Origin of the sequence: Amycolatopsis sp. NPDC051371 (genome assembly GCF_040682155.1) — a bacterium.
Taxonomy (GTDB): domain Bacteria; phylum Actinomycetota; class Actinomycetes; order Mycobacteriales; family Pseudonocardiaceae; genus Amycolatopsis.
Genome location: NZ_JBFBAG010000046.1, coordinates 1 through 26,314, shown reverse-complemented (window position 1 = coordinate 26,314; position 26,314 = coordinate 1). Strand labels below are relative to the sequence as shown.

Annotated in this window: 2 protein-coding genes; both read right to left on the bottom strand. The window is 73.7% G+C overall.

Features of this window, described 5'->3' with window-relative positions:
- Positions 1-92: 92 nt before the first annotated feature.
- The gene (locus AB0M59_RS41090; protein ID WP_364626717.1) at positions 93-14,408 is read right to left on the bottom strand and encodes a type I polyketide synthase; all 14,316 of its coding nucleotides are present in this window, start codon (positions 14,406-14,408) and stop codon (positions 93-95) included.
- Between the two features lies 1 nt (position 14,409).
- On the bottom strand, positions 14,410-26,127 hold the full coding sequence (locus AB0M59_RS41085; protein ID WP_364626715.1) for a type I polyketide synthase: 11,718 nt from the start codon (positions 26,125-26,127) through the stop codon (positions 14,410-14,412).
- Positions 26,128-26,314: the final 187 nt, after the last annotated feature.

The following is a 26,314-nucleotide window of genomic DNA, read 5'->3' as shown; positions in this document are numbered from 1 at the left end:
CGGCCTCGCGCGAAGGTCTTGAATGAGTCATTCAGGACCTACCAAGACCTGAATGACTCATTCAAGACACCGCCCGGCCGGGCGCGAGCGGGTCAGTCGAGGTCCAGCTCGTCGATCAGCGCGAACATCTCGTCGTCCGTCGCGGACTCCAGCCGCTCCTCGACCGCCGTCGCCGGGCCGGAGCCGTTCACCCGGGCCAGCAGCTCCTGCAAGCGACTCCCCAAGGTCTCGCGAGCCTGCGCATCCGCCAGCAGTTCCGGCAACGCGAACTCCACCCGATCCAACTCGGCCAAAGCGGGAAGGATCGCCGCCGGGACGTCCGGGACCAGCTCGGACCTCAAGTACTCCACCAGCACCGTCGTCGACGGGTAGTCGAACAGCAGCGTCGCCGGCAGGCGCAGCCCCGTTGCCGCGCCCAGCAGGTTCCGCAGCTCGACCGCGCTCAGCGAGTCGAAGCCCAGCTCCAAGAACCCTCGGTCCGGCTCGATCGCGTCCGGGCCCGCGTAGCCCAGGACCGTCGCCGCGTGGGTGCGGACCAGGTCCAGCAATGCTCCGTCGCGCTCGGCCTCCGACATCCCGGCCAGGCGGTGGGTCAGGCTGTCCGCCGGGTCGGCCGGGGCCGTCGTCGCCCGGACCGCGCGGCGCACCGGCGTGCGGATCAGGCTGCGGAGGATCACCGGGATCGCGTCCTCGCCGACGCGGTCGCGCATGGCCTCCACGACCAGCCGCACCGGCAGCAGCACCGCCTCGTCGAGGGTGCACGCGACGTCGAACAGGTCCAGCCCCTCCTCCGACGGCATCGGCTCGACGCCGCCGCGGGCGAGCCGCGACAAGTCGGCCTCGCCGAGCTTGCCGGTCATGCCGCTGCGCTCGGCCCACAGACCCCACGCCAGCGACAGCCCGGGCAGCCCCTGCGCCCGGCGCACGTGCGCCAGCGCGTCGAGGAACGCGTTGGCCGCCGCGTAGTTCGCCTGGCCCGTGCCGCCGAACGTCCCGGCGAGCGAGGAGAACACGACGAACCCGGCCAGGTTCATGCCCGCGGTCAGCTCGTGCAGGTGCCAGGCCGCGTCGACCTTGGGCCGCAGCGCCGTGTCCAGCTGGCGGGTGGTCAGCGCGGACACGACGCCGTCGTCGAGGACACCCGCGGTGTGCACCACCGCGGTCAGCGGGTGTTCGGCGGGAATGGCCGCGAGCAGCGCGGCCAGGGAATCCCGGTCGGCGACGTCGCAGGCGGCCATGGTGACGTCCGCGCCCCACGCCGTCAGCTCCTCGACCAGCTCCCGGGCGCCTTCCGCCGCTGGCCCGCGCCGGCTGGTCAGCACCAGCCGCCGGGCGCCGCGCGCGGTCACCAGGTGCCGGGCGACGAGCGTGCCGAGCGTCCCGGTGGCGCCGGTGATCAGCACCGTGCCCTCGGGGTCCCACTCGGAGACCGGCGCCGGGCTGGTCGCCGGGACGCGGGCGAGGCGCGGCACCTGGATCGCGCCGATCCGGACCGCGACGTGCGGTTCGCCGCAGGCCACGGCGGACGGGAGCGCCGCGTAGGAGACTTCGCGGTCGTCGAGGTCGACCAGCACGAACCGGCCGGGGTTCTCCGACTGCGCGGAGCGGACCAGGCCGACGACCGCAGCCGTCGCGAGGTCGGTGATGCCTTCGCCGACCCGCGTCGCGATCGCGCCCCTGGTGACGAACACCAGGCGTGATCCGGCGAACTGCTCGCTCGCCAGCCACCCCTGCACCTGCTCCAGCGCGCCGTGGGTGGCGGTCCGGACGGCGCGCGCGACGTCCTCGTCCTCCTGCGGGCCGCTGGTCATGACGACCACCTCGGGCACCGGGGCACCCGCCGCCACGGCCGCGCCGAGCGCGTCGAAGTCCGGGTAGGACTCCACCGGGACACCGGCCGTGCCGAGGGCCTTGGTGACGCGGACGCCGACGTCGTGTCCGACGACCGCCCAGCGTTCGGCCGCGGAGTGGCTGACCGGGGTGATCGGGGCCATCACCCAGCCCACCCGGAACAGCGATTCGTGGTACGCCGACCGCGCGACGTCGAGCTGTTCGGCCGAGACCGGCCGCAGCGTCAGCGCACCGATGGTGGCCACCGGCAGGCCGTCCTGGTCGGCGACCGCCAGGGCCACCGTGTCATCGCCCTGCCCGGTGACGCGTACGCGCAAGGCCGACGCGCCGCCCGCATGCAGGGTCACCCCCGACCACGCGAACGGCAGCACCGCCCGGCTTTCGTCGCGCAGCGCGACGGTGTGCAGGGCCGCGTCCAGCAGCGCCGGGTGCAGACCGAAGCGTTCGGCTTCTGCCCGCTCCTCCTCCGGCAGGTCGACCTCGGCGAAGATCTCGTCGCCGACGCGCCACGCCCGGTGCAGGCCCTGGAACGCGGGCCCGTAGGCGAACCCGTTGGCCGCGATGCGGTCGTAGAGCCCGTCGAGGTCGATCGGCTCGGCGCCGGCCGGCGGCCAAGCCCCGGTCAGGTCACCGGCCGCGGGGGCCGCCGCCGCGGCGAGCGTGCCGCTGGCGTGCGTGGTCCACGGCTCGTCCTCCATGGCCTCGTCGGCGCGGGAGTAGATGTCGATCGAGCGGGTGCCGAACCGGTCCGGCCCGCCGACCGCGACCTGCAGCCGGACGCCGCCGGTCTCCGGCAGCACCAGGGGCGCGGCGAGGGTGAGCTCCTCGACGCGTTCGCAGCCGACCTTGTCCGCGGCGTGCACGGCCAGCTCCATGAACGCCGTCCCTGGCAGCAGGACACTGCCGAGCACGACGTGTTGCGCCAGCAGCGGGTGGCTCGTCGCCGACAACAGACTCGTGAACAGCGCGCCATCGGAACCGGCCAGCGACACCGCCGCGCCCAGCAGCGGGTGGTCCGCTTCGCTGAGCCCGGCGCCGGTGACGTCGCCGGTCACCGGCGGGACGTCCAGCCAGTACCGCTCACGCTGGAACGCGTAGGTCGGCAGTTCGACGTGCCCACCGCCGGCCAGCACGGCGGCCCAGTCGACGTCGGCGCCGGCGGTGTGCAGCCCGGCGAGCGCCATGAGCAGGGAGCGCTCTTCGTCGTGTCCCTTGCGCAGCACCGATCCCACGCTCAGCTCGGCCGGTCCGGCGCAGTCCGGGACGAGCGCGGCGAGCACCGCGTCCGGGCCCAGCTCGACGAACCGGTTCACGCCTTCCGCGGCCAGCCCGCGGATGCCGTCGGCGAACCGGACGGTCTCCCGCACGTGCCGTACCCAGTACTCCGGCGTCGCGACGTCACCGGCCGACACGACCGGAATCCGCGGCTGCTGGTAGGTCAGACCCTCCGCGACCGTGGCGAACTCGGCGAGCATCGGGTCCATCAGCGGCGAGTGGAACGCGTGCGAGACCTCCAGGCGCTTGGTCTTGCGGCCCAGCGCCGCGAAGTGCTCTTTGAGGCCCAGCACGGCTTCGGTTTCACCCGAAACGACAACGGCTTCGGGTCCGTTCACCGCGGCCAGCGACACCCGGTCGTCCAGCAGCGGGACGACTTCGGCTTCGGGAGCACCGATCGCCACCATGGCCCCATCCTCGGGCAGCGCCTCCATTAGCCGGCCGCGCGCGGCGACGAGCTTGGCCGCGTCGGCGAGCGAAAGCACCCCGGCGACGTGCGCCGCGGCCAGTTCGCCGATCGAGTGGCCCGCGAGGAAGTCCGCGCGGACGTCCCAGGATTCCAGGAGCCGGAACAACGCCACCTCGACCGCGAACAGCGCGGGCTGGGTGAAGCCGGTCCGGTCGAGCCGGGCGGCGTCCTCACCGAAGACGACATCCCGCAACGGCAGATCGAAGTGCGCGCACACCGCGTCGAAGGCGTCGGCGAAGACCGGGAAGCGCGTGTACAGCTCCTGGCCCATGCCGAGCCGCTGCGCGCCCTGCCCGGTGAACAGGAACGCCGTCCGGCCGGTGCGCGCGGTGTGCTGCCGCAGCCCGGCGGCGGGCCGGTCCGCGGCCAGCGCGGCCAGTCCGTCGCGCAGTTCGCCCAGGTTCTCGCCGATGATTACCGCGCGGTGCCCGAACTTCGCACGGGCAGCCAGGGAACGCGCGACGTCGGCAGCGTCCACTTCGGACTCGGTGAACGTCAGGAGCCGCCGGGCCTGGCCGCGCAGCGCGGCTTCGGTCCGGGCCGAGACCGGCCAGGCGGTGAACCGTTGCGGCGTAACGACTTCCACCGGCTCATTCGACGAGGGTGCCTCTTCGAGGATCGTGTGGACGTTGGTGCCGCTGACCCCGAACGAGGACACCGCCGCCCGGCGGGGGTGGCCGTTCGCGGCCCATTCGACCGGCTCCGACAGCAGCTGGACCTGTCCGGCGGACCAGTCGATGTGCGGCGACGGCGTCTCGGCGTGCAGTGTCCGCGGCAGGACGCCGTTGCGCAGCGCCTGCACCATCTTGATCACGCCCGCGATGCCCGACGCGGCCTGGGTGTGCCCGATGTTGGACTTCACCGAACCCAGCCACAGCGGCCGCTCACGGTCCTGGCCGTAGGTCGCGATGAGCGCCTGCGCCTCGATCGGGTCGCCCAGCGTGGTGCCCGTGCCGTGCGCCTCGACGGCGTCCACATCGGACGGGGCGAGCGCCGCGTCGGCCAGCGCCGCGCGGATGACCCGCTGCTGCGCGGGCCCGCTCGGCGCGGTCATGCCGTTGGACGCGCCGTCCTGGTTGACCGCGCTGCCCCGCACGACCGCGAGCACCGGGTGCCCGTTGCGGCGGGCGTCGGAAAGGCGTTCCACCATGACCATGCCGACGCCCTCGGCCCAGCCCGCGCCGTCGGCGTCCGCGGAGAACGCGCGGCACCGGCCGTCCGGCGACAGCGCACGCTGCCGGCTGAACTCGACGAACGTGTCGACCGAGGAGATCACCGTGACACCGCCAGCCAGGGCGAGGTCGCACTCGCCGGAGCGCAGCGCCTTGACCGCCCAGTGCAGCGCCACCAGGGACGACGAGCACGCCGTGTCGACCGTGACCGCCGGGCCTTCCAGGCCGAAGGTGTAGGCGATCCGGCCGGACGCGACACTGCCCGCGCTGCCGGTCGCGAGGTGGCCTTCGAACTCGCCTGGCGCGTGCCGCACCCGGGCGCCGTAGTCGTGGTAGTTGGAGCCGACGAACACGCCGGTCCGGCTGCCGCGCAGCAGCGCCGGGTCGATGCCCACGCGCTCGACGGCCTCCCACGACGTCTCCAGCAGGAGCCGCTGCTGCGGGTCGATTGCGGGGGCCTCGCGCGGCGCGATCCCGAAGAACGCCGGGTCGAACTCCGCCGCGTCGTGCAGGAAGCCGCCGCCGCGCGTGTAGAAGGTGCCGGGCTTGTCCGGGTCGGGGTCGAAGAGCCCGTCGACGTCCCAGCCGCGGTCGGCCGGGAACTCCCCGACCGCGTCGACGCCGTCGGCGACGAGCCGCCACAGGTCCTCCGGGCCGGTCACGCCGCCGGGGTAGCGGCAGGACATCGCGACGATGGCGATCGGCTCGTCGGTGCCCGCCACCAGCGGAACCGCGGTGTCGATGACTGTGCCGCCCACCAGCTCCCGCCGGACGTGCCCGGCGAGCGCGACGGCGGTCGGGTGGTCGAAGACCAGCGTGACCGGCAGCCGCAGGCCGGTGACCTCGCCGAGCCGGTTGCGCAGGTCGACGGCGGTGAGCGAGTCGAAGCCGAGGTCGCGGAAGGCGCGGCCGGGTTCGATCGACTCGGGTCCGGGGTAGCCGAGCGCCACCGCGGCCTGGGCCTGGATCAGCTCCAGGACCAGTCGGTGCTGCTCGGCTTCGCCCAGACCGTCCAGGCGCCGGCCCCAGCCCGTTTCGACCGCTTCCGGCGCCGCCGCTTCGGGGATTCCCAGCAGCGCGGCGCTCGGCCGGCCCTGGGCCAGGGTCTTGCGGTAGCGGTCCCAGCGGATGTCGGCGACCGCGAGCACGGTCTCGTCCTCGTCCAGGGCCTGCTGCAGCGCGAGTACAGCCAGCTCGGGCGCCATCGCGGGCAGCCCTTGCGCGGCCAGGCCCTCACCCCGGCCGCCGCTCCACGCACCCCACGCCACCGCGGTCGCGGGCAGGCCGGCGGCGCGGCGCTCGCGGGCGAGCGCGTCGAGGTAGGTGTTGGCCGCGGCGTAGCTCGCCTGGCCCGGGCCGCCGAGCGTGCCCGCCAGCGAGGAGAACAGGACGAACGCCGAGAGGTCGCGGTGCGCGGTCAGTTCGTGCAGGTGCCGCGCGGCGTCGGCCTTGGGGCGCAGCACGTTGGCGATCCGGTCGGCGGTGAGGCGGTCGAGGACGCCGTCGTCGAGCACGGCGGCGGCGTGCACCACCGCGGTCAGGTCCGGCAGCCCCGCCAGCAGCTCGGCGAGCTGGTCGCGGTCGGCGACGTCGCAGGTCGCGACGGTCAGCTCGGTGCCGAGGTCGGCCAGTTCGGCGGTCAGCTCGGGGACGTCCTGGCCGCGTCGGCTGGTCAGCACCAGCCGGTCGGCGCCCGCCCGGGCGAGCCAGCGGGCGAGGTGCGCGCCGATCCCGCCGGTGCCGCCGGTGAGCAGCACGGTGCCGGACGCCTGCCACGGTGGTGCCGTGCCGCCGGCCGGTGCCGCGCGGACCAAGCGGCGGCCGAAGACGCCGGAGGCGCGCACCGCGACCTGGTCCTCGGGGCCGGGTGCGCCGAGGATGGCGGCGAGCCGGGCGATTCCGCGGGCGTCGAGGTCGGCCGGGAGGTCGACGAGACCCCCGAAGCGCTGCGGATACTCCATGGCCGCGATCCGGCCGAAGCCCCAGGTCAGGGCCTGGTTGGTGGCCCGGATCGGGTCGGTGGCGCCGGTACTGACCGCGCCGTTGGTGGCCCACCAGAGCGGTGCGTCGATGCCCGCGTCGCCGAGGGCGTGCAGCAGCGTCAAGTTCGGGACGAGACCATCGAGCAGGGAGAGCACACCCTCGAACGGGCCCGCCTCGCGAAGCAGCTCGGCCCACCGCTCACGGTCCACTTCGGACGGTAGCGCCAGCAGCCGCGCACCGAGGCCGTCGGCGAGGCCGTGCGGGTCGGGTCCGACGACGAGCCAGCCCGCCACGGTGGTGCCGGTCGCGACGGTGAGCGGCGTCCACTCGACCCGGTACCGCCAGCTGTCCACAGTCGACTTGGCCTGCCGGTTGTCGCGCCAGGCGGCGAGTGCCCCGAAGTCGGACTGCTCGACGGCGGCCCAGAACTCGTCGTCCAACGCGCCTGCGCTCTGGGTGGGCGCGTCGAGCCAGTAGCGCTGGTGCTGGAAGGCGTAGGTGGGCAACGGGATCTGAGCGGCACCCGGGAACGCCGGGGTCCAGTCGACGTCGACGCCGCGGACGTGCAGCTCGGATAGGGACGTGCGGAAGCGCGTCAGGTCGCCTTCGCCGCGCCGGAGCGTGCCGGTCGCGACGGCGTCCGGGACGGCCTCCGCGATCGCCGACGTGACGACCGGGTGCGGGCTGACCTCGACGAACACGGAGTGCTGGCGCGCCGCCAGCGCCTCGATGGTCTGGGTGAACAGGACCGGCTGACGCAGGTTGCGGTACCAGTACCCGGCGTCCAGCGTCGCCGTGTCGATCGGCTCGGCGGTCACCGTCGAGCAGAACGGGACATCGCCGGTCCGCGGTTCGATCGCGGCGAGCACGTCGCGCAGTTCGCTCTCGATCGCTTCCACGTGCGCCGAGTGCGACGCGTAGTCCACCGGGATCAGTCGGGCGCGAACGCCGTCGGCCACGCATTGGGCGAGCAGTTCGTCCAGAGCGTCGGGCTCGCCGCAGACGACGGTCGACGACGGGCTGTTGAAGGCCGCGATCGTGATCCGGCCGGCCCACTCGGCCAATAGCTTCTCGAGCTGCTCGGCGCCGAGCGCGACCGACGCCATCCCGCCTCGGCCGGCCAGTCCGGCGGCGATCGCCTTGCTGCGCAACGCGACCACGCGCGCACCGTCCACCAGCGACAGTCCACCCGCGACGACGGCCGCGGCGATCTCGCCCTGGGAGTGACCCACCACGGCGTCCGGCGAGACCCCGTGCGACTGCCACAGCGCGGCCAGCGAAACCATGACCGCCCACGACATCGGCTGCACCACGTCGACGGGCTCCAGCGAAGACTCGCGCAGAACGTCGAACGGCGACCAGTCCACAAAGGATTCCAGCGCCGCCGCGCACTCCGCGAACCGCTCGGCGAACACCGGCGACTCGTCGAGCAGTTCGGCCGCCATTCCGGCCCACTGCGCGCCCTGGCCCGGGAACACGAACACCGTGCGCCCCACCGGACCCGCGACGCCGGTCACCACCGACGCGCTCGGTGTCCCGGTGGCCAGACCGCCGAGCCCGGTCAGCAGCTCGTCGCGGTCCGAGCCCAGCACCACGGCCCGGTGCTCGAAGGGAGTTCGTGTCGAAGCGAGAGACCAGCCGATGTCCGCGATGTCCGCGGCCGCGGAGGCGGCCAGTTTCGCCGCCTGCGCGGGCAGTCCGGCCGCCGAGCGGGCCGAAAGCACCCACGGCACCGGTCCCGCTACCGGCACGCGCTCGGCGATCGGTTCGGGCGAGGGGTCGTGTTCAAGCACGACGTGGGCGTTGGTACCGCCGACGCCGAACGAGGACACGCCGACGCGGCGCGGTCCCGGCTTGTCCGGCCACGGCGTGGCCTCGGTGAGCAGTTCGAGGGCCCCGGACGACCAGTCGACGTGCGGCGACGGGTGTTCCGAGTGCAGCGAGCGGGGCAGGACGCCGTGACGCATGGCCAGGACCATCTTGATGACGCCGGCGGCGCCCGCGGCGGCCTGGCTGTGGCCGATGTTCGACTTGACCGAACCGAGCCACAGTGGGGCCACGCGGTCGCGGCCGTAGGTGGCCATCAGCGCCTGCGCTTCGATCGGGTCACCGAGCGTGGTGCCCGTGCCGTGCGCCTCGACGGCGTCCACTTCGGACGGTTCGAGGCCGGCCGCGGCGAGCGCGGACAGGATCACGCGCTGCTGCGACGGGCCGTTCGGGGCGGTCAGGCCGTTGGACGCGCCGTCCTGGTTGGTCGCGGTGCCGCGGACCACGGCCAGCACCCGGTGTCCCTTGCGCTTCGCGTCGGACAGCCGTTCGACGAGCAGCATGCCGACGCCCTCGGCCAGGCCCATGCCGTCGGCCTCGGCGGAGAACGGCTTGCTGCGGCCGTCGGCGGCGAGCGCGCGCTGGCGGCTGAACGCGACGAACGGCGCCGGGGTCGACATCACCGCGACGCCGCCGGCGAGCGCGAGGTCGCACTCCCCCGACCGCAGCGCCTGGCCGGCCAGGTGCAGCGCGACCAGCGACGACGAGCAGCCGGTGTCGATCGTGACCGCCGGGCCTTCGAGCCCGAAGGTGTAGGCGACGCGGCCGGAGGTGACGCTGCCGGTGCCGCCGGTGACCAGGTGGCCCTCGACGCCTTCGGGGACTTCGCGCAGCCGCTGGCCGTAGTCGTGGCCGCTGGCGCCGACGAACACACCGGTGCGGCTGCCGCGGACGGCGGCCTGGTCGAACCCGGCGTCTTCGAAGGCTTCCCAGGAGGCTTCCATGACGACGCGCTGCTGCGGGTCCATCGCGAGGGCTTCGCGTGGGCTGATGCCGAAGAAGCCCGGGTCGAACTCGGCGGCGTCGTAGAGGAAGCCGCCCGCGCGGGTGTAGCTGTGCCCGGCACTGTCGGGGTCGGGGTCGTAGAGCGCGCCGGGCTGCCAGCCGCGGTCGCCGGGGAACTCGCCGATGGCGTCGGCCTCGGCCATCATCAGGTCCCACAGCTGCCGCGGGCTCCCGATGCCGCCGGCGAACCGGCAGCTCATGCCGACGATGGCGAGGGGTTCGTCGGTCGCCACGACCGGCGCGGCGACAGCGGGTGCCGGGGCGCCGAGGACCTCGGTGCGGATGTGCCGCGCGAGGGTCGTCGCGTTCGGGTAGTCGAACACGAGGGTGGCGGACAGCTTCAGGCCGGTGGCGGCGGTGAGCCGGTTGCGCAGCTCGATCGCGGTCAGCGAGTCGAAGCCCAGCTCGCGGAACGCGCGGGAGGAGTCGACGTCGTCCGGGCCGGCGTAGCCGAGCACGGCGGCCGCGTGCTTGCGGACCAGTCCGAGCAGCTCGCGGTCCTGGTCCTCTTCGGACAGTGCGGACAGCTTGGTGCGCAACGCACCCGCGGCGCCGGTCTCCTCCTCGGTGACCTCCGCCTCGGCGGCCAGCACGGCCGCGACCTCGGGCACCTCGGACAGCAGCGGCCGCGGGCGGGCGGCGGTGAAGACCGGGACGAACCGCTCCCAGTCGATGTCGGCGACGGCCAGGAACGGCTCGTCGTGGTCGAGCACCTGGCCGAGCCCGAGCAGGGCCGGTTCCGGGGCCATGAACGGGATCCCGCGCCACTTGAGCTGGTCGGCGACGACGTCGGAGACCATGCCGTCGCCGGCCCAGATGCCCCAGGCGACCGAGGTCCCGGCCAAGCCGCGGGCGCGGCGGCTCTCGGCGAGCGCGTCGACGAAGGCGTTCGCGGCGGCGTACGCGCCGTGGTCGCCACTTCCCCACACCCCGGCGACCGAGGAGTACAGCACGAAGGCGTCGAGGTCGGCCTCGCCGAACAGCGCGTCCAGGTGGCGGGCGCCGGCGAGCTTCGCGCGGGCGCCCTCTTCGAACTCGGGCAGCGTCGTGTCGGAGAGCGGGGCCAGCAGGCCGACGCCGGCGGTGTGGACGACCGTGCGGACCTCTGTCAGGCCGCTGACCAGCGACGTCAGCGCCTTGCGGTCGGCGACGTCGCAGGCGGCGATCGTCACCTCGACACCGAGCGCCGTGAGTTCTTCGCGCAGCTCGGCGGCGCCGGGCGCGTCGGGACCGCGGCGGCTGGTGAGCACGAGGTGCTCGGCCCCGCGGCCGACGAGCCAGCGGGCGACATGCGCCCCCAGCCCGCCCGTGCCGCCGGTGATCAGCGCGGTGCCGCTCGTCCGCCACTCGGGAGCGTTGCCCTCGACCGGAGCGCGCCGCAGACGACGCTGGTACAGCCCGGTCTCGCGGACGGCCAGCTGGTCCTCGTCGCCGATCCCGGTGAGCGCGGCGCAGAGCCGGGCCGCGGCCTGCTCGTCCAGGGTTTCCGGCAGGTCGACGAGCCCGCCCCAGCGGTCGGGGTGCTCGAGCGCGAGGACCCGACCGAGGCCCCAGGTCGTGGCCTGACCCGGGTTCGGCGCCTCGTCGCCGGGCACGACGGCGGCCGTCCCCTGCGTCGCGAGCCACAGCGGCGCGGTGATCCCGGCGTCACCGAGAGCTTGCGAGAGCAGAAGGTTCGCGGCGAGCCCCTTGGACAGCACCGGGTGCGCGGCGTGAGCACGCTCGTCGAGCGCGAGCAGCGACAGCACGCCCGCGAGATCGGACTCGCCGCGCAGCCGCTCGGCCAGCGACGCGCGATCGTCGGACTCGTCGATGCGCAGGGTGCGGACGACCGCGCCGGCCTTCTCCAGGGCGTCGAGGCAGACGTCGGGCGCGTGCACGACCAGCCAGGTCCCGGACAACTCGGGTGCCGGTGCGGCGACCGGGTGCCAGGTGATCCGGTACCGCCACTGGTCCACTGTGGACAACTCCGTGCGGCGGTGGCGCCAGTCCGCGAGCGCGGGCAGCACCTCCTGCCAGGGCGTTTCCGCAGTGACGCCCAGCTCCTCGGTGAGCGCCCCGTCCGACACGGCGTCCCAGAACTCCGTATCGGCCTCGGCGGTCTCGACCGGCGTCTCCAGCCAGTAGCGCTGCCGTTGGAAGGGATATGTCGGCAAAGCGACCGGCCGCGCGTCCGGGTAGACGGCCGACCAGTCGACGTCGTGACCCTGCGTCCACAGCTGAGCCACCGAGGTCAGGAACCGCGCCAAGCCGCCTTCGCCACGCCGGAGCGTGCCGACGACGGCCGCCGAACCGGGGTCGAGCGCGTCGTCGAGGGTCTCCTGGATGCCGCCGCCGAGGACGGGGTGCGGGCTCGACTCGACGAAGAACCGGTGCCCGTCGGCGATGAGGGTCTTGGTGGCGTCCTGGAAGCGCACGCGCTGCCGCAGGTTGCGGTACCAATAGGCCGCGTCGAGTGTCTCGGCGGTCTCACCGGTGACGCTGGAGACGAACGTGATCCGCGGGGCTCGGGGTGCGAGGTCCGCCAGGGCTTCGAGCAGTTCGGTTTCGAGGACCTCGACCACGGCGGAGTGCGACGCGTAGTCCACCGGGATCCGGCGGACGCGCAGTCCTTCGGCTTCGGCGCGGGCCAGGACCTCTTCGACGGCGGCGGTCTCGCCGGAGATCACCACGGACGCGGGCCCGTTGACCGCGGCGATGGAGACACCGTCCGCGAGCAGCGCCTCGACCTGGGCTTCCGGCGCCGCGACCGACGCCATCGCGCCGAGACCGGCCAGCCGGCCGGCGATCAGCTTGCTGCGCAGCGCGACGACCTTCGCGCCGTCGGACAACGACAGCGCACCGGCGACGACGGCGGCCGCGATCTCGCCCTGCGAGTGCCCGACAACCGCGTCCGGCGTGACGCCGTGGGCCGCCCACAACGCGGCGAGCGACACCATGACCGCCCACGAAACCGGCTGGACGACGTCGACGCGTTCGAGGGCCGCCGCGTCACCGAGGACGTCGGTCAGCTTCCAGTCCACAAAGGACGCCAAGGCGGCCTCGCACTCGGCCATCCGGCCCGCGAACACCGGTGAGGACGCCAGCAGGTCCACGGCCATCCCGGCCCACTGGGCGCCCTGGCCGGGGAAGACCAGCACGGTGCCGCCCACGACCTGGGCCTCGCCACCGACCACCGCGCCACCGGCGGCCGTGCCGGATTCGGCGATCTCACGGAGGCCCTCCTCCAGATCCCCGCCGATCACCGCGGCGCGGTGCTCGAACGCCGAGCGCGTGGTGGCCAGGGACCAGCCGACGTCGGCCACATTCACGTCGCGCAGCTCGCCCAGCTCCGACGCACGGGCCTTCAGCGCGGCATCGGAACGACCCGACAGCACCCACACCGCCGTGTCCACAGTGGACTCCGAGGCGACCTCGGGCTCGTCGGTGACGCCCTCCAGCACGACGTGCGCGTTGGTGCCGCTGCCGCCGAACGAGGAGACCCCGGCCCGGCGCGGTGCACCCGTCTCGGGCCACTCCTGCTGCTCGGTGAGCAGCGAGACCGCGCCCGCGGTCCAGTCGACGTGCGGGGTCGGCTCGCCGACGAACAGCGTCTTCGGCAGGACGCCCGCGCGCAGCGCCAGGACCATCTTGATCACCCCGGCGACCCCGGAGGCGGCCTGGGTGTGGCCGATGTTCGACTTGACCGTGCCGAGCAGCAGCGGCCGTTCGCGGTCGCGGCCGTAGGTCGCCTGCAGGGCCTGCGCCTCGATCGGGTCGCCCAGCTTGGTGCCGGTGCCGTGCGCCTCGACGACGTCGACCTGCTCGGGCGCCAGCCGCGCGTTGGCCAGCGCCGCCTCGATCACGCGCTGCTGCGAGAGTCCGTTGGGGGCGGTCAGGCCGTTCGACGCGCCGTCCTGGTTGATCGCCGTGCCGCGGATGACCGCGAGGACCGGGTGGCCGTTGCGGCGCGCGTCGGAGAGCCGTTCGAGCAGCACGACGCCGACGCCCTCGCCCCAGCCCGTGCCGTCGGCGTCGGCGGAGAAGGCGCGGCAGCGGCCGTCGGCGGACAGGCCGCGCTGGCGGCTGAACTCGACGAAGTTGCGGGGGTTGGCCATCACGGTCGCACCGCAGGCCAGCGCCATCGAGCACTCGTCGTTGCGCAGCGCGGAAACCGCCAGGTGCAGGGCGACCAGCGACGACGAGCACATGGTGTCGACGGTGACGGCCGGGCCCTCCAGCCCGAAGGTGTAGGCGAGCCGGCCGGACAGCACGGCGGCCGAACCGCCGGTGAGCAGCAGTCCCTCCAGGCCCTCGGGCGCGGTGACCATGCCGCCGGCGTAACCCTGGTTACTGGCCCCGACGAACACGCCGGTCGAGCTGCCGCGCAGGGCCGCCGCGTCGAGCTTCGCCCGCTCGAAGGCCTCCCAAGTGGTCTCCAGCAGCAGCCGCTGCTGCGGGTCCATCGCCACGGCCTCGCGCGGGGAGATGCCGAAGAAGGCGGGGTCGAACTGCGCGGCGTCGGTCAGGAAGCAGCCGTCGCGCACGTAGCTGCGGCCGACCCGTTCGGGGTCGGGGTCGTAGAGGTCCGGGTCCCAGCCACGGTCGGCGGGCCACGGCGAAACGGCGTCCCGCCCTTCGGCGAGCAGGTCCCAGAGCTGCTCGGGGTCGGTCACCCCGCCCGGGAACCGGCAGCTCATCGACACGACGGCGATCGGCTCGCTGCGGCGCTCGGTGACGTCCTGCAGGCGGCGGTTGGCCAGCTTGAGATCGGCCGTGACCCGCTTGAGGTAGTCACGGAGCTTGTCCTCGTTGCGCATCTGCGTCCGCTCCTGGTATTCGGTCACGTCAAGAGATTCCGAGTTCTCGGTCGATCGCCGCGAACATCTCGTCGTCGGTCGCGGTGTCGAGTTCCAGGCCGTCGTCGTCGCTGTCGTCGCCCGCGTCGTCCCACTTCCACAGCAGCTTCCGCAGGCGGGCGGTGACCAGCTCGGCCGGCAGGGCTGCCAGCGCGGCCTCGATCCGGTCCAGCTCGTCGGCTGCGGTGTCCTCGGTGAAGAGGCCTTCGAGCACGTGCTGCGCGACGGCGGTGGGCGTCGGGTAGTCGAAGACCAGCGTGGCGGGCAGCTTCAGGCCGGTCGCCGCGGCGAGCCGGTTGCGCAGGTCGAGCGCGGTGAGCGAGTCGAAGCCCAGCTCCTTCAACGTCTGCGCAGGCCGGACGGCGTCGCGGCCGGGGAAGCCGAGCACCACCGCTACTTCGCCGCGGACCAGGTCGAGCACCACCCGCTCGCGTTCGCTTTCCGACGCCGCCCGCAGCCGCTTCACCAGCTCGCCGTCACTGTCCACAGGGGATTCTTGCTGCGCCTCGGGCAGTTCCCGCAGGAGCGGGCGCTGCCGCGACGCGGTGTAGAGCGGGGTGAACTTCGCCCAGTCGATGTCGGCGACGACGCTGGTCGGGCCGCCGGTGTCGACCGACGGCTGGATCGCGGTGACGGCCAGTTCGGGCCGCATCATCGGGACCCCGCGCCGCTCGAGCTGCGCGCCGACGTTCTCGTCCACCATGCCGCCGCCCGCCCAGGCGCCCCAGGCGATCGACGTCGCCGGGAGCCCGCGGTCGCGCCGCTGCTGAGCCAGTGCGTCGAGGTAGGCGTTCGCGGCGGCGTAGCCCGCTTGGCCCGCGTTGCCCCAGACGCCGGCGCCCGAGGAGAACAGGACGAACGCGTCCAGGTCCCCGCACAGCTCGTCGAGGTTCCGCGCACCCCGGACCTTGGCCTCGGCCAGCTCCGCGAAGTCGGCCAGGGTGACGGCGGTGATCGGTCGTTCGACGTCCACCGCGCCCGCCGTGTGGACCACGGCGTTCACCGGCGGCAGCTCCGCGAGCAGCTCGCGCAGCGCGTCCCGGTCCGAGACGTCACAGGCGGCGACGGTGACCTTCGCTCCGAGCGCGGACAGCTCGCCCCTGAGTTCCGCGGCCCCGGGCGCGTCTTCGCCCTTGCGGCTCACGAGCACCACGTGCTCGGCACCGTTCGTGGCGAGCCAGCGGGCGACCTGCCCGCCGAGCGCGCCGGTACCGCCGGTGACCAGCGCGGTGCCGTGTGGCCGCCAACGGACGGGCGGGGACGCGGCCGCGCGGACCAGCCGGCGGGCGAACACCCCCGATGGCCGCAGCGCCACCTGGTCCTCGCCGTCGTGGCCGGTGAGGACGGCCGCGAGCCGGCCGGCGGTCGTGACGTCGGCGACCGGCGGCAGATCGACGAGGCCACCCCAGCGGTCGGGCTGGTCGAGCCCGAGGATCCCGCCGAGACCCCAGGCCATCGCCTGGGCGGCGTTCACCAGGGGTTCGCCCGGCTCGACCGAGACGGCGCCGCGGGTCGCGAACCACAGCGGGGCGACGATCCCGGCGTCAGCCAGGGCTTGCGTGAGCAGGACGTTGCCGGCCAGGCCCGCCGTGAGCACGGGGTGTTCGGCGTGCGGCTCGTCGTCGAGCACCAGCAGGGAGACGACCCCGACGGGCGGCGCTTCGACGGCCAGCAGCTCCGCCAGCTCCTCACGGTCCTCAGTGGACACTTCGAGCAGACGGACGTCCGGGCCGAGCAGCTCCCGGAAGTCGTGCCCGGCGGGCACGACGGCCAGCCAACCGGCGTCGAGCGTCGCGGCCCGCGGGGTGGTCACCGGGCTCCAGCGGACCTCGTAGCGCAGAGTGTCCACAGTAGACCGGACGACCGGAGCCGAGGAGCGCGGTTCGAGCCAGAACCGCTGTCGCTGGAACGGGTAGGTCGGGAGTGAGACCGTGCGCTTGACCGGATAGCGGACCGACCAGTCGACGTCGTGGCCGTGGGCCCACAGCTGGGAGAGGGAGGTCAGGAATCGTCGGAGGTCGCCCGCGTTGCGGCGCAGGGTGCCGACGACGGCGGCGCTCTCCTCCGTCTCGTCGAGGGTCTCTTCGATGCTGCCGCCGAGCACTGGATGCGGGCTGACCTCGACGAAGAACCGGTGTCCCTCATCGATGAGCGTCTTCGTGGCGTCGTGGAACCGCACCGGCTGACGCAGGTTGCGGTACCAGTAGCCGGCGTCGAGCGTTTCGGTGTCGATCGGCGTGCCGGTGACGCCGGAGACGTAGGTGATCGCCGAGGGCCGGGGCCGGATCGGCTCGAGGACCTCCCGCAGCTCCACCTCGATCGCCTCGACCGCCGCCGAGTGCGAGGCGTAGTCCACCGGGATCCGGCGGACCCGCAGGTCACCGGCGCCGGTGATCAGCGCTTCCAGAGCCTCGACCTCGCCGGAGACGACGACCGAGCCCGGCCCGTTGACCGCGGCGATGGCGATCTTGCCGTCGTGGGGTTCGAGCAGCGGGGTGACCTCGGCTTCCGGGGCGGCGATCCACGCCATCCCGCCGCGTCCGGCGAGTCCGGCCGCGATCGCCTTGCTGCGCAACGCGACCACCCGGGCACCGTCCTCGAGGGACAGTCCACCCGCGACGACGGCGGCGGCGATCTCGCCCTGGGAGTGGCCGACGACCGCGTCGGGCTCGACGCCGTGCGCCCGCCAGAGCGCGGCCAGGGACACCATCACCGCCCACGACGCCGGCTGGACGACGTCGACCCGTTCCAGGGCGTCGGCGTCGCCCAGGACGTCGGTCAGCGACCACTCCACGTGCGGGGCCAGCGCAGCTGCGCACTCGGCGATCCGGTCCGCGAAGGCGGGCTCGTCGAGCAGGTCGACGGCCATGCCCGCCCACTGCGCGCCCTGACCGGGGAAGACGAAGACGGTCTCCCCCGCGGTCCCGGTGGTCACGGGGCCTCCGGCGGCCAGCTCGCGCAGCCCGGCCAGCAGCTCGTCCCGCTCGCCGACGACCGCGGCCCGGTACTCGAACGCCGAGCGGGTGGCGGCCAGCGACCAGCCGACCTCGGCGACACCATGCTCGGTCTGCGCCAGCGCCGCCGCCTGCTCGCGCACGGCCGCTTCGGAGCGGGCCGAGAGAACCCACGTGCCCACGGTGTCCGGCAGTGCGTCCACCGGAGGCTCTTCGGGTGCCTGTTCCAGGATGACGTGCGCGTTGGTGCCGCTGATGCCGAACGCGGATACGCCCGCGCGCCGCGGGGCGCCGGTCTCCGGCCACGCCCGGTCCTCGGCCGTCAGCTCCACCACTCCGGACGACCAGTCGACCTCCGCGGTCGGCTCGTCGAGGTGCAGCGTCTTCGGAAGCTGCCCGTGCCGCATCGCTTCGACCATCTTGATCACGCCGGCGACGCCGGACGCGGTCTGGGTGTGCCCGAGGTTCGACTTCAGCGACCCGACCAGCAGTGGCCGTTCGCGGTCCGGTCCATAAGCGGCGATCAGGGCCTGCGCTTCGATCGGGTCGCCCAGCGGGGTCCCGGTCCCGTGCGCCTCGACGACGTCCACTTCGGACGGTCGCAGACCCGCGCCGGCCAGCGCGGCGCGGATGACCCGCTGCTGGGACCGGCCGTTGGGGGCGGTCAGCCCGTTGGACGCGCCGTCGGAGTTGATCGCCGACCCGCGCAGCACCGCGAGCACCGGGTGCCCGTGGCGACGAGCGTCGGACAGCCGCTCCACCAGCAGGACGCCGCCGCCCTCGGCGAGGGCGAACCCGTCGGCGGCGGCGGCGAACGGCTTGCAGCGGCCGTCGGGCGCGAGGCCGCGCTGGCGGCTGAAACCGAGGAACTGGCTCGGCGTGGACATCACCATCGACGCGCCGGCGAGCGCCATCGAGCACTCGCCGGAGCGCAGCGACTGCGCCGCGAGGTGCAGCGCCACCAGCGACGACGAGCACGCCGTGTCGACCGTGACGGCCGGGCCCTCCAGGCCGAGGACGTAGGCGATCCGGCCGGAGGCGACGCTGGACACCGCGCCGGTGACCAGGTAGTCCTCGCCCTCGGTGCCGCCGCCCGAGCCGTAGGCCTGGTCGGTCATGCCGACGAACACGCCGGCTTGCGTGCCGTGCAGCGCGGCGGGGTCGATCCCGGCGCGTTCGAACACCTCCCAGCAGACCTCGAGGAGCAGCCGCTGCTGCGGGTCCATCGCGACGGCTTCGCGCGGCGAGATCCCGAAGAACGCCGGGTCGAACCGGGTGGCGTCGGCGAGGAACCCGCCGTGGCGGGCGTAGGTCGTGCCGGGCCGGCTCGCGTCGGCGTCGTAGAGCGAGCCCAGGTCCCAGCCGCGGTCGGCGGGCAGGCCGGAGATCGCGTCGACACCGTCGGTCAGGAGAGTCCAGAGCTGTTCGGGCGTGGTGACGCCGCCGGGGAAGCGGCAGCCCATCGCGACGATGGCGATCGGGTCGTCGTCGGCCGGCTTTGTGGGCAGAATGTCCACAATGGACGCAGGTTCGACCGATGTCAGCAGGTGTTCGGTCAGCAGTGCGGCCGTCGGGTGGTCGAACACGAGGGTGCTCGGCAGCTTCAGCCCGGTCGCCGCGTTCAGCCGGTTGCGCAGCTCGACGGCGGTGAGCGAGTCGAAGCCGAGGTCCTTGAACGCGCGGCGGACGTCGACGGTCTCCGGGCTCGCGTGCCCGAGCGCCGCGGCGACCTGCTGCCGGACCACAGTGGACACCAGCTTCTCGCGCTCCGGCGGGGCGAGGGCGGCGAGCTGCTCGATCCAGCCGGACGAGTCCGGGGTTTCTTCCCGGAGCTGCTGCACCTCGGGCCGCTCGGCGAGCAGCGGGCTCGGCCGGACGGCGGTGAAGACCTCGGAGAACACCGGCCAGTCGATCTCGGCCAGCGCGACGAACGCCTCGTCGTGGTCCAGGGCCTGTCCGAGGCCGGCCAGAGCGGGCTCGGGCTCGATGACGGGGACGCCGCGGCGGGCGAGGACGTCGTGCAGCGTCTCCGCGATCATGCCGCCGCCCGCCCAGGGACCCCAGGCCACCGACAGAGCGGTCCGGCCGAGCGCCCGGCGGCGCAGGGCCAGTGCGTCGAGGTAGGCGTTCGACGCGGCGTAGGCGGCGTGGTCGGCGACTCCCCAGACGCCGGAGATCGAGGAGAAGAGCACGAAGGCGTCCAGCTCGCGGTCGCCGAGGACGTCGTCGAGGTGCTGGGCGCCGAGCACCTTGGCCCGAAGGACGTCGGCGATCGCTTCGGGATCGGTGTCGTCGAGCGCGGCGAGCGTGCCGACGCCCGCCGCGTGGACGACGGTCCGGAGATCGTCGATGCCGTCGACCAGCTCCCGGAGGGCGTGCGCGTCGGTGACGTCGCAGACCACGACGCTTACCCGCGCGCCCAGCTCGGTCACGTCCGCGTCGCGGCGGGCGGTCAGGACGACGTGTTCGGCTCCGCGCGCGATGAGCCACCGGGCGAGGTGCCTGCCCAGCGCACCCGTGCCGCCGGTGACCAGGGCCGTGCCGCGGGTCTCCCAGGTCCGGGCCGGGGGCTTCCCACGCAGGGACGCGGGGACCAGCCGGCGGGCGAACACCCCGGACGGCCGGATGGCCACCTGGTCTTCGTCGCCGGACAGCACGGCGGTCAGCTTGTCGGCGGTGCCTGCGTCCCAGGTCTCGGGCAGGTCGATCAGCCCACCCCAGCGGCCGGGGTGCTCCAGCGCGGCCACCCGGCCGAGGCCCCAGATCGCGGCCTGCGCCGGATTCGGCGCCGAGTCGGTGTCGAGCGGAGCGACCGCGCCGCGGGTCAGGCACCACAGCGGGGCGCCGATCCCGGCATCGCCGAGAGCTTGGACCAGCACGGCGGTGCTGGTGACCGCGCGGATCGGGTCGTCGTAGGTAGTCAGCGCGAGGACGCCGTCAGGCGTCCGCCCGGCCAGCCGCTCGGCGAGGGAGGCGCGGTCGTCGTCCGCGGTGACGAGCACCTCGACGACATCGAGCCCGGGGAGCGCGCCCGCGGTGGGCGTGAGCACGAGCCAGGTGCCGGTGAGCGGGGTGGCGGGCGGCTCGGGCAAGGCGCGCCAGGCGATGCGGTGGCGCCAGCTGTCCAGATCGGCTTGGCGCCGCCATCGGGCCAACGCGAGCCGTGCGTCGCGCCACGGTGTGTCGTCGGCGAGGCCGAGCGTGTCGTCGGCGAGCGCGGTCCAGAATCCGCTGTCGTCGGCGGTCTTGGCTGTCGGTTCGATCCAGTAACGCGTGCGCTGGAAGGGGTAGGTCGGTAGCGGGACCGTGCGCTGGTGCGGGTAAAGGGCCGACCAGTCGACGTCGTGGCCCTGGGTCCACAGCTGGGCCAGGGACAACAGGAACCGGCGGAGGCCGCCTTCGCCGCGGCGGAGCGTGCCCACCACGGCAGCGTTTTCGAGGGTCTCCTGGAGCCCGCCGCCGAGCACCGGGTGCGGGCTGACCTCGACGAAGAACCGGTGACCCTGCTCGGCGAGCGCGGCGGCGGTGTCGCGGAACAGGACCGGCTGACGCAGGTTGCGATACCAGTACCCGGCGTCGAGGGTTGCGGTGTCGATCGGCTCGGCGGTGACGGTCGAGTAGAACGGGATCTCCCCGGTGTGCGGCCGGATATCCGCGAGCACGTCGAGCAACTCGGCTTCGATCGCCTCCACGTGCGCCGAATGCGACGCGTAGTCCACCGGGATCATCCGGGCCCGGACGCCGTCGCGTTCGCAGCGCGCGACCAGTTCGTGCAAGGCAGCGGGGTCGCCGGCCACGACGGTCGACGACGGGCTGTTGAACGCCGCGATCGAGATCCGGTCGTCGAGCAGGGACTGAACCCGCTCGGCGTCCAGCGCGATCGACGCCATCCCGCCGCGCCCGGCCAGTCCGGCCGCGATGGCCTTGCTGCGCAGGGTGACCACCTGAGCGCCGTCCTCAAGGGACAGTCCACCTGCGACAACGGCCGCGGCGATCTCGCCTTGGGAGTGGCCCACGACCGCGTCCGGCGTGACGCCGTAGGACTGCCAGAGCGCCGCCAGCGACACCATCACCGCCCAGGACAGCGGCTGCACCACGTCGACCCGGTCCAGCGCTCCTTCGCGCAGGGCGTCGAAAGGCGACCAGTCGACAAAGGACTCGAGCGCCGCCGCGCACTCCGCGAATCTTTGAGCGAAGACCCCGGATTCGTCGAGCAGTCCGGCCGCCATGCCAACCCATTGGGCGCCCTGTCCCGGGAACACGAAGACCGTGCGTCCCACCGGACCGGTGACACCAGTGACCACGGACGCGCCCGGAGTCTTAGTGGCGATCTCGCGCAAGCCCTCCAGAAGCTGGGCGCGTTCGCCGACCACGGCGGCGCGGTGCTCGAACGCGGTCCGCGTCGCCACCAGGGACCAGCCGACGTCGGCGATGCCGTGCTCCGTCTCCGCCAGCGCCGATGCCCGGTCCGCCACCGCGGCTCCGGAGCGGCCGGACAGCACCCACACGCCCAAGCCGTCCTCTTCGGACACTGTGGGCGCGGGTTCCGGGGCCTGCTCGACGATGACGTGCGCGTTCGTCCCGCTGATGCCGAACGACGACACCCCGGCCCGGCGAGGCGCGCCGGTCTCCGGCCACGGCTGCTCCGCCGCGGCAAGGGACACCGCGCCGGCGGTCCAGTCCACTCGCGGACTGGGTTCGTCGGCGTGCAACGTCCGCGGCACGACGCCGTGGCGCAACGCCTGCACCATCTTGATGACGCCGCCGATGCCCGCCGCGGCCTGCGTGTGCCCGAGGTTCGACTTCAGCGAGCCGAGCAGCAGTGGCCGTTCGCGGTCTTGGCCGTAGGTGGCAATGAGCGCCTGGGCCTCGATCGGGTCCCCGAGCGGGGTTCCGGTGCCGTGGGCTTCGACGACGTCCACTTCGGACGGTGCGAGCCCGGCGTCGGCCAGCGCGGAGCGGATCACGCGCTGCTGGGACGGGCCGTTGGGCGCGGTCAGGCCGTTGGACGCGCCGTCGGAGTTGACCGCCGTGCCTCGCACGACGGCAAGCACGGGGTGGCCGAGCCGCTGGGCGTCGGACAAGCGCTCGACCAGGACGATGCCGGCGCCTTCGGCCCAGCCCGTGCCGTCGGCGTCGGCCGAGAAGGCCCGGCACCGGCCGTCGCGGGAAAGGCCGCGCTGGCGGCTGAACTCGACGAGCATCCCGGGACTGGCCATCACGGCCGCGCCGCCGGCCACCGCCAGCGTGCACTCCCCCGCGAGCAGTGCGCGCACGGCGAGGTGCAGCGCGACCAGCGAGGACGAGCACGCGGTGTCGACCGTCAGCGCCGGGCCCTCCAGGCCGAGGACGTAGGCCAGCCGGCCCGACGCGACGCTGCCGGTGGTGCCGGTGAGCAGGTGCCCGTCGAAGCCTTCGCCGCCTTCGAACAGGCGCGGGCCGTACTCGGAACCCGTGGCGCCGACGTAGACGCCGGTGCGGCTGCCCTTCAAGGACGCCGGGTCGATGCCGGCGTGCTCGAACGCCTCCCACGTGGTCTCGAGCAGCAGCCGCTGCTGCGGGTCCATGGCGAGGGCTTCGCGCGGTGAGATGCCGAAGAAGTCCGCGTCGAACTCGGCGACGTCGGTGAGGAAGCCGCCGTGACGCGCGTAGGACTTGCCGGGCTTGCCCGGGTTGGCGTCGTACAGGCCGTCGAGGTCCCAGCCGCGGTCGGTGGGGAGGCCGCCGATGACGTCGCGGCCGTCGGCGACGAGCTGCCACAGCTCGTCGGCCGAGCGCACCCCGCCCGGGTAGCGGCAGCTCATCGCGACGATGGCGATCGGCTCGTCGGTGGGGGTCGCGACTTCGGTCCGGACGGTTTTCGAGCCGCCGGTCAGCATCACCGCGAGCCGGGCGGGAGTCGGGTGGTCGAAGACCGATGTGGCGGGCACCTTCAGGCCGGTGGCGGCCGAGAGACGCGTGCAGAACTCGACGCCGATGATCGAGTCGAACCCGAGGTCCTTGAACGTGGCCGCGGGATCGATGGCGGCCGGGCCGGGGTGGCCGAGCACCAGCGCCGTGTGGGCGCGGACGGTTTCCAGGAGGTCCCGGACCGGCTGCGGGCGCGCCTCCGGCCCCCGGTTTCCAGCGTAGCGGTGGAGACCGACAGTTTCGGCGGCGTCGGTGGTTTTAGCGGTGTTCCCGTCGAGCCAGAAGCGCTGCCGCTGGAAGGCATACGTCGGCAGGTCGACCGGGTTTCCACCGGGGATGGCGGCCGTCCAGTCGACGCCGCCGCCCCGGGTCCACAGCTCGGCCACCGAAGTGCGGAAGCGCGCGGGGCCGCCGTCGCCCCGGCGGAGCGTGCCGGCGGCGGCGGCGGGCCGGTCGTGGTCGGCCGCGGTCGCCAGTAGACCGCCGACGAGCACCGGGTGCGGGCTCACCTCCGCGAACACGCCGATTCCCGCGTCCAGCACCGCTCGCACGGCCGGGTCGAACAGCACCGGCTGCCGCAGGTTCGCGAACCAGTGACTCGCGTCGAGGCGTTCGGTGTCGAGCAGGCCGCCCGCGGTCGAGGAGTAGAACGGGATGTCGGACGCCATCGGCCGGATCCCGTCAATGAGCCGCAGCAGCTCGTCTTTGAGCGGCTCGGCCTGCGCGGAGTGGGAGGCGTAGGCGATGGCGATCCGGCGCGAACGCACCTCGCGCGCGGCCAGCTCGGCCTGGAGTTCGTCGAGGGCGTCGAGGTCGCCGGAGACCGCGGTGGTCGCCGGGCCGTTGACCGCGCCGATCGAGAGCCGGCCCGAGTACGCCGTAAGCAGCTCGGTCACGGCCGTGACCGGCAGGTCGATCGACAGCATGCCGCCGTGGCCCGCCATCCGGTCGGCGAGCAGCTTGGCGCGCAGCGCGACGATCCGTGCCGCGTCGTCCAGCGACAACGCGCCCGCGACGACGGCCGCGGCCAGCTCGCCCTGGCTGTGGCCGAGCACGGCGGCGGGTTCCACCCCGTGCGCCCGCCACTCGGCGGCCAGGGACACCGCGACCGACCAGAACACCGGCTGCAGCACGTCGGTGCGGTCGAGCGAAGGTGTCCCCTGACGGAGGACGTCGACGACGTCCCAGTCGAGGTGCGGCGCGAGCGCGTCACGGCACTCGGCCAGCCGCGCGGCGAACACCGGCGAGGCGTCCAGCAACTCGGCGGCCATTCCGGCCCACTGGCCGCCCTGGCCGGGGAAGACGAAGACGACGCGGTCGTCGCTCGTGGCGGCGACACCCTGGGTGACGCCCATGCCGTCCGCGATCGCGCGCAGTGCGTCCCGGCTGTCGGCGACCGCGCGGTGCTCGAAGGCCGTGCGGCGGTTCGCCAGGGACCACCCGATGTCCACAGCGGACCGTTCCGGGTATTCGTCCACATGCGACAGTAGGCTGGCCGCCTGTGAACGCAGTGCCGTGGCGGTGCGGGCCGAGAGCAGCCAAGGCGCCGTCGCGTTCGTCGCCTCGCGGGGTGCGACCGGATCGGCCGCTTCGAGCACGACGTGGGCGTTGGTCCCGCCCATGCCGAACGAGCTGACGCCGGCGATCCGGCGCTCGGCGTCCCACTCGGCGTTCTCCGCGACGACGCTGAGATTCAGGTCTGCCAGGGGGATCGCCGGGTTCGGCGTCGCGAAGTTGAGGCTCGCGGGGAGCGTGGCGTGCCGCACCGCGAGTACGGCCTTGAGCAGCCCGGCGATGCCCGCCGCGCCCTCCAGGTGCCCGATGTTGGTCTTGACCGACCCGACCGGCAGCGGCTCGTCGCGTCCGGCGGCGAAGACCTCGCCCAGCGCGGCCGCCTCGATCGGGTCGCCGACCTTGGTCCCGGTCCCGTGCAGCTCGACGTAGCCGACGGCGGACGGCTCGATCCCGGCGTCGGCCTGGGCGCCGCGCACCACCGCCCCCTGGGCCTGGGCGTCCGGAACGGTCAGGCCGTCGCCGGCGCCGTCGTTGTTGACCGCGGTGCCGCGGATGACGGCGAGGATCTCATCGCCATCGGCCTGGGCCCGCGAGAGCGTCTTGAGGACGACGAGCCCGCCGCCCTCGCCGCGCACGAACCCGTTGGCGCGGGCGTCGAAGGTGAAGCACTGGCCGTCCGGCGAAAGCCCACCGAAGCGAGCCGTGGTGACGGCGTTGCCCGGCGAGAAGATCAGGTTGACGCCGCCCGCCAGCGCGACCGGGCACTCGCCGCGGCGCAGGCTCTGCACCGCCAAGTGGACGGCGACGAGCGAGGACGACTGGCCGGAGTCGACGGTGAAGCTCGGGCCGTGCGCGCCGAGCAGGTGGGAGACGCGGTTGCCGAGCAGGCTGCGGTGGACGCCGGTGATGGTGTGGTGGGTGATCGCTTCGGGGTCGCTCGCGTGCACGAGCGCGGCGTAGTCGTCCCACATGGCGCCGACGAACACGCCGGCGGAGGTCCCGCCGAGGCTCGCGGGCACGATCCCGGCGTGTTCCAGGGCTTCCCACGCGAGTTCCAGCACGAGCCGCTGCTGCGGGTCCATCGCGGTGGCTTCGCGCGGCGAGATGCCGAAGAACGCGGCGTCGAAGCGGTCGACGGCGTCGAGGAATCCCCCCTGGCGGACGCCGGTTTCCGCGACGTCCCACCGGCCGGCGGGGACGTCGGTGATCGCGCTGCGGCCTTCGGTCAGCAGCCGCCAGAAGGCCGCGGGCCCGTCCGCGCCCGGGAGGCGGCAGGAAAGCCCGACCACGGCGATCGGCTCGCCCGGAGTGCTCGCAAAACCCGTCATCTCACGCTCCATCGGCGGGGGAGATTCCTTCCTATGGCGACTGCTCGACCTTCACGGCAACACAGGCGTCACGACGCTGTCCACGGCGGACAGGTCAGGTCTAGTGCGGTGCCTAGGGGTCGTGAGTGAGGCCGGTTCCTCGGCCGCTTCATCGGGCGGGTGGTCGCCGGGCTGGTCGACGCGGCCG

Bases quoted from the DNA above. Each gene is read 5' to 3' on its own strand.
- AB0M59_RS41085 (WP_364626715.1), bottom strand. From the start codon at position 26,127: ATGACGGGTTTTGCGAGCACTCCGGGCGAGCCGATCGCCGTGGTCGGG.